Genomic DNA, 5,225 nt, shown 5'->3' with positions numbered 1-5,225 from the left:
GTTGGTTGAGCGCTTCAATCGCTAGAGGCTGACACGTCTCTCGTGTAATGAGCCCGCTTACTGTGGCGAGCGGGCTTGCCCCGCGTTGGGCCGCGAAGCGGCCCCAATCAAGATCACTGTGTTCCATCAGACAAACCGCAGTGCCTGGTTTTGGGGCCGCTTCGCAGCCCAACGCGGGGCAAGCCCGCTCGCCACACGATAACCACTCATGCCAAGCTTGGGTTATCGTCAACTCCCCTCTGCATGAAGCCCTGCCATGTCCATCACCGATAACCTCCTCGCCTTCACCTTCGCCGCCACCCTGCTGACCCTCACACCTGGGCTCGACACCGCCTTGGTCCTGCGCACCGCCACGGTGGAAGGCAAACGCCAGGCGCTGCTGGCCACGTTGGGCATCAACGCCGGTTGCCTGGTGTGGGGCGCTGCGGTTGCCTTTGGCCTGGGCGCGTTGATTGCGGTGTCGGAGGTGGCGTTCAACCTGCTCAAATACTGCGGCGCCGCTTACCTGGCCTGGCTGGGGCTGAACATGCTGGTGCGCCCCCGTCGCTCGTTGGCGCAGGCCTCAACCGATGGCAAGCCCGGCGGCAATTGGTTTATCAAGGGCATGCTGGGCAATGTGCTGAACCCCAAGGTGGGGATTTTCTACGTGTCGTTCCTGCCGCAATTTATCCCCCAAGGGCATTCGCTGATTGCCTGGACCTTCGGCCTGGTGAGCATCCATGTGCTGCTCGGACTGCTGTGGTCGCTGGTCTTGATCGGCGCCACACAGTCGCTGTCCGGGTTCCTGCGCCGCGAAAAGGTCATCCAGTGGATGGACCGCACCACCGGCGTGATCTTCGTGCTGTTTGCCGCAAAGCTAGCGTTCAGCAAGCGCTGAGTTTTCCCCAGGCCAAATCCCTCCTTGCCCCCTCGGCGCAAACACGCTACAAATCCCCCCTCACGAAGTTGTACGACAACCTAAAAATAAATCGCCATCCCCGACGATGGCGCCAACCACCCGAGCCCCAGCATGACTCCGCCTGCCCCGACGCAAACCGCCCCCGCCCTGTTCTCCCGTCCGATCGCCGTGTTGATTCTGCTCTGCATGGGCTGTGCCTTCGCCGGCAATCACATCGCCGCTCGCGTCGCTTTCGACGATGGCGCCGGTGTGCTGCTGGCCATTTTGCTGCGCTCGGGTGGGACCTTGCTGGTGCTGGCCGTGCTGGTACTGTGGCAACGCCAAAACCTGCGCCTGCCAGCAGGAGCATGGCGCTGGCAAGTGCTGCTGGGCTTGCTTATCGCCACCCAGAGCCTGTGCCTCTACTCCGCCGTCGCCCGCGTGCCGGTGGCGTTGGCGTTACTGGTGGGCAACGTGTTCCCGATCTTGCTCGCCCTGCTCACCTGGGCATTAGGCGGCCCACGCCCGACGGCGCGCACCGCCTTGCTGATGGGCTTGATTCTGGTGGGCCTGGTGTTTGTGCTGGACGTACCCGCCCGCCTCTCAAGCAGTACCGATATCGGCCCGCAATGGCTGCTCGGCGTCAGCCTGGCGTTCTGCGCCGCCTTCGTGTTCGCCTGTGCGCTGTGGATCACCGACCATAAGTTGTCCCAGGTACGCGGTTCAGTGCGCAGCCTGTTGACCATCTTCATCGTGTTCAGCAGCGTCAACCTCGCCGGCCTCAGTGGCGCCCTTCCGGGCGGCCTGAACGCGCCGGCCACCAGTACCGGCTGGCTGGCGCTCGCGACGTTGGTGGTGCTGTATGGCACCGGTTTTATCGTGCTGTTCATGTCGGTCCCGCGCCTGGATATGCCGCGCAATGCACCGGTCATGAACATCGAGCCGCTGGCGACCTTGCTGATGGGCTGGATCGTGCTCGATCAACTGCTCAGCGCCGGACAGATGCTCGGCGGCGTCATCGTGGTGACCGGGATTGTGCTGCTGACCTATCGCAAGTCTGCCCGGTAACGATAGATCCCCGCCTGACCTGGCCCAATTCCTGCCTCCTCCACTCCCAGCCAGTCGCTACTGACTATGCGGACGACTCTTTTGAGCCCGGCCGCCTATCCCCCTTCCCCGGATAATCCAGCATCCCCCGACCCCTTCCGAGGCCTTCCCCATGACGAGCCCCTCCACCGAACAGGTAAGCCCCCAAACCCTGCGCAAGGTCATCATCGCCGCCGGCATCGGTAACTTCGTCGAGTGGTTCGATTTCGCCGTCTACGGCTTCCTCGCCACCACCATCGCCCAACAATTCTTCCCCAGCGGCGACGCCAGCGCGGCCTTGCTCAAAACCTTCGCGGTGTTCGCCGTCGCCTTTGCCTTCCGGCCCTTGGGCGGGATTTTCTTCGGCATGCTCGGCGACCGTATCGGGCGCAAACGCACCCTGGCCATGACCATCCTGCTGATGGCCGGCGCCACCACCTTGATCGGCCTGCTGCCGACCTACGCCGCCATCGGCGTCGCGGCGCCGATTCTGTTGTCGCTGATCCGTTGCGCCCAGGGCTTCTCCGCCGGCGGCGAATACGCCGGTGCCTGTGCCTACCTGATGGAGCACGCGCCCAGTGACAAACGCGCCTGGTACGGCTGCTTCGTGCCGGTGTCGACGTTCTCTGCCTTCGCCGCCGCCGCCGTGGTGGCGTACGCACTCGAAGCGTCGTTGTCCGCCGAGGCGATGGGCAGTTGGGGCTGGCGCCTGCCGTTCCTGATCGCCGCGCCGCTGGGCCTGGTGGGCCTTTACCTGCGCTGGAAGCTGGATGAGACGCCTGCCTTCCAAGCCGTGAAGCAGGAGCACGCGGTCGCCCACTCTCCGCTCAAGGAAACCTTGCGCAACCATGGTGCGGCGATCTGCTGCCTGGGCGCTTTTGTATCACTGACGGCGCTGTCGTTTTATATGTTCACCACCTACTTCGCCACGTACCTGCAAGTGGCGGGAGGGCTGAGTCGCGCGATGGCGTTGCTGGTGTCGCTGATCGCGTTGATCTTCGCCGCAGCGATTTGCCCGCTGGCGGGGCTGTATTCGGATCGCGTGGGGCGTCGGGTCACGGTGATGACGGCATGTGTGTTGTTGATGGTGGTGGTGTATCCGTCGTTCCTGATGGCCAGCTCCGGTTCGTTCGCCGCGTCTATCGTCGGGGTGATGTTGCTGGCGGTCGGCGCAGTATTGTGCGGAGTGGTCACGGCGGCGTTGCTGTCGGAGACCTTCCCGACCCGCACGCGCTACACCGCCTCGGCGATCACCTACAACATGGCGTATACGATCTTCGGCGGTACCGCGCCGCTGATGGCCACGTGGTTGATCAGCACCACCGGCAGCAACCTGTCACCGGCGTTCTACCTGATTGCCGTGGCACTGCTGGCGTTGGCGGGCGGGTTGGCGTTGCCGGAAACGTCGAGGATTTCCCTGCACGACGTGGGCGCTGAGGACAAAAGCCCGGCGCCGCTGCTCTCGCGTTAAGCACCCTGATGCCGTCTTACCCAACACCGTCCAAACCCGCAGCTGTCGAGCGCAAGCGAGGCTGCGATGGCGGACTGACAGGCAGCAGCTTTATCGCCTGAGCCAGGATCGACACTCAGGCGCCACTGCTCCCGAGCCTCAGGGCTGCTTACGATAAAACCCGGTCAGATAGTCCTGGCTGTCCGGCGCCGAGTTGTGCTCGATTACGGCAAAGCCCGTCACCAGTTGGATGTGATACGGCCCGGCCCGAGGGGGCGCCTGGGGGGCGCGCACGATGATCAGGTTTTCGGTTTCCATCGGCACGCTTTGGTGCGTAGTGATGATGATCTTGTCGGTGCCGGTGTCTTTGAGCGTCACGGTGAGTTCCGCCACTTCCCGGCCCTGGGCATCGCGTTCGGGAAGGATTTTCAGGTCCAGGTCGCCGTCACGGTCGAGGAAGTCGTCGCGCATCTGGTAATGCCCATCGCGCTGGTCGCGGGCCACGTCGCCGAGTTTGTCGTACTCCGGCTCTCGGTCCTGCCTGTGCAGTTGAATCTGCAGCTCGGGCTGTTCGCCCTTGGCACCACTGACCCAGGTGCCCGCGTAGTCATAAGGTTCGACGGTTTCCCGCGTGATGCGCCAGATGCCGGTTTGATGACCATCATCGGCATATTCGTGCAGGTAGATAAACGACTGGTCGCCGTATTCACCCTGATCCCCCACCAGCTTGATCGGCTTGCCGCTGCCGCTTTTGGTGTAGCGCAACTCACCGATCAGCACCGCGCCCTGTTGCTGGTACCAGAGTTGCACCGGGATCTTGCCGTTGAGGGTTCCAGCCAGGAACTCGGGGTCTTCGTTGACCGGCCCTTCCAGCCTTGGCGTTTCCAGCCATTGGCCGTCCTTCCACTCACCGGTGGTGCGCAGCATGTAGCCGCTGGGCATGCTGTTGTTGGCGTCATCGTCGGTCGCGGGCACTTCTGCCTGGGTGTACGAGCTGAGCTTTACCAGTTTTCCATCGCGCATCTGATAGCGGCTGGCGCGGGTCCAGCAGCAACCCCGGTCGGTCTGCGAATGGATAATGCCGTCCTTGGGATCGACCGAAAACATCCCGCCGAAGGTCTCGTTGGCCAGCTCGGTCAAGGGACCATTGAGCACCCAGTGGGGCTTCTGCGGGTCTTGCAGGTAGACGTCATAACTCGATTGGAAGTCTTTATCCGCGCCGTTGCCATTGCGGATCGCCAGGTCCTGGCGGCCATCCTGGTTTATATCGGCAAAGTACACCACCCCGTTCTCCCCCATCAGGCGCCAGTCCAGGGTTCTGCCTTGGGCATCCAGCGGCACCTGGGCGTCTGGGGTCTGCAGTTGCTGAAGGATTTCGAGGGAGCGTTTGTCCCGTAGGGTGATGAGCGCCGGCGCCAGGTACTGCAAGTCCTGCGGCACCTCGGGGAACAACACTTCGACCAGGTATTGACCGCTGGGATCATTGACCGAGAACGAACGGGGCTCGGCCATGACGGGAGCGGCCAGGGCCAGGGAGAGGAGTACACCGCTGAGTCGCGTACGCATCCAACGCATCCTTGCTGAAATTCGGGGGCGGCAGTGTAAAGGCAAATGGAGAAGGCTTCGAAAAAAATCGACTACGCCAGGGTGGCCGAGACAGGCGGGACTCTCAGCGCTATCCGCTGAACAGTCAGTTAAGAGATAGAACGGGCAAACAGTACCTGTGGCGAGCGGGCTTGCCCCGCGTTGGGCTGCGCAGCAGCCCCAATAAGAGCGCTGCAGAGTGCCAGGCACGTCCGGGGCTGTGTTTTG

At 63.1% G+C, this 5,225-nt stretch carries 4 protein-coding genes; 3 read left to right on the top strand and 1 reads right to left on the bottom strand.

From position 1 onward, the window contains the following. Positions 1 to 256: 256 nt before the first annotated feature. From J1G35_RS30375 to J1G35_RS30365, 3 genes are all read left to right on the top strand, one after another. Positions 257 to 877 (top strand): LysE family translocator, encoded by a 621-nt coding sequence (locus J1G35_RS30375; RefSeq protein WP_053139108.1) that lies wholly within the window; start codon positions 257 to 259, stop codon positions 875 to 877. Positions 878 to 1,009: 132 nt separating this feature from the next. Further along, positions 1,010 to 1,945: a DMT family transporter gene (locus J1G35_RS30370; protein ID WP_053139110.1), complete on the top strand. Its 936-nt coding sequence runs from the start codon at positions 1,010 to 1,012 to the stop codon at positions 1,943 to 1,945. Between the two features lie 151 nt (positions 1,946 to 2,096). Continuing rightward, the gene (locus J1G35_RS30365; RefSeq protein ID WP_223016844.1) at positions 2,097 to 3,434 is read left to right on the top strand and encodes an MFS transporter; all 1,338 of its coding nucleotides are present in this window, start codon (positions 2,097 to 2,099) and stop codon (positions 3,432 to 3,434) included. A 138-nt stretch (positions 3,435 to 3,572) separates the two neighbouring features. On the opposite strand, the gene J1G35_RS30360 is transcribed toward J1G35_RS30365, so the two are convergent. After that, positions 3,573 to 4,979 (bottom strand): hypothetical protein, encoded by a 1,407-nt coding sequence (locus tag J1G35_RS30360; protein ID WP_223016843.1) that lies wholly within the window; start codon positions 4,977 to 4,979, stop codon positions 3,573 to 3,575. Positions 4,980 to 5,225 lie beyond the last annotated feature (246 nt).

It is taken from the genome of Pseudomonas sp. SH10-3B (assembly GCF_019891415.1).
Taxonomy (GTDB): Bacteria; Pseudomonadota; Gammaproteobacteria; order Pseudomonadales; family Pseudomonadaceae; genus Aquipseudomonas.
Note: the sequence above shows the minus strand (reverse complement) of the source record. Positions and strands in the feature narration are given on the sequence as shown.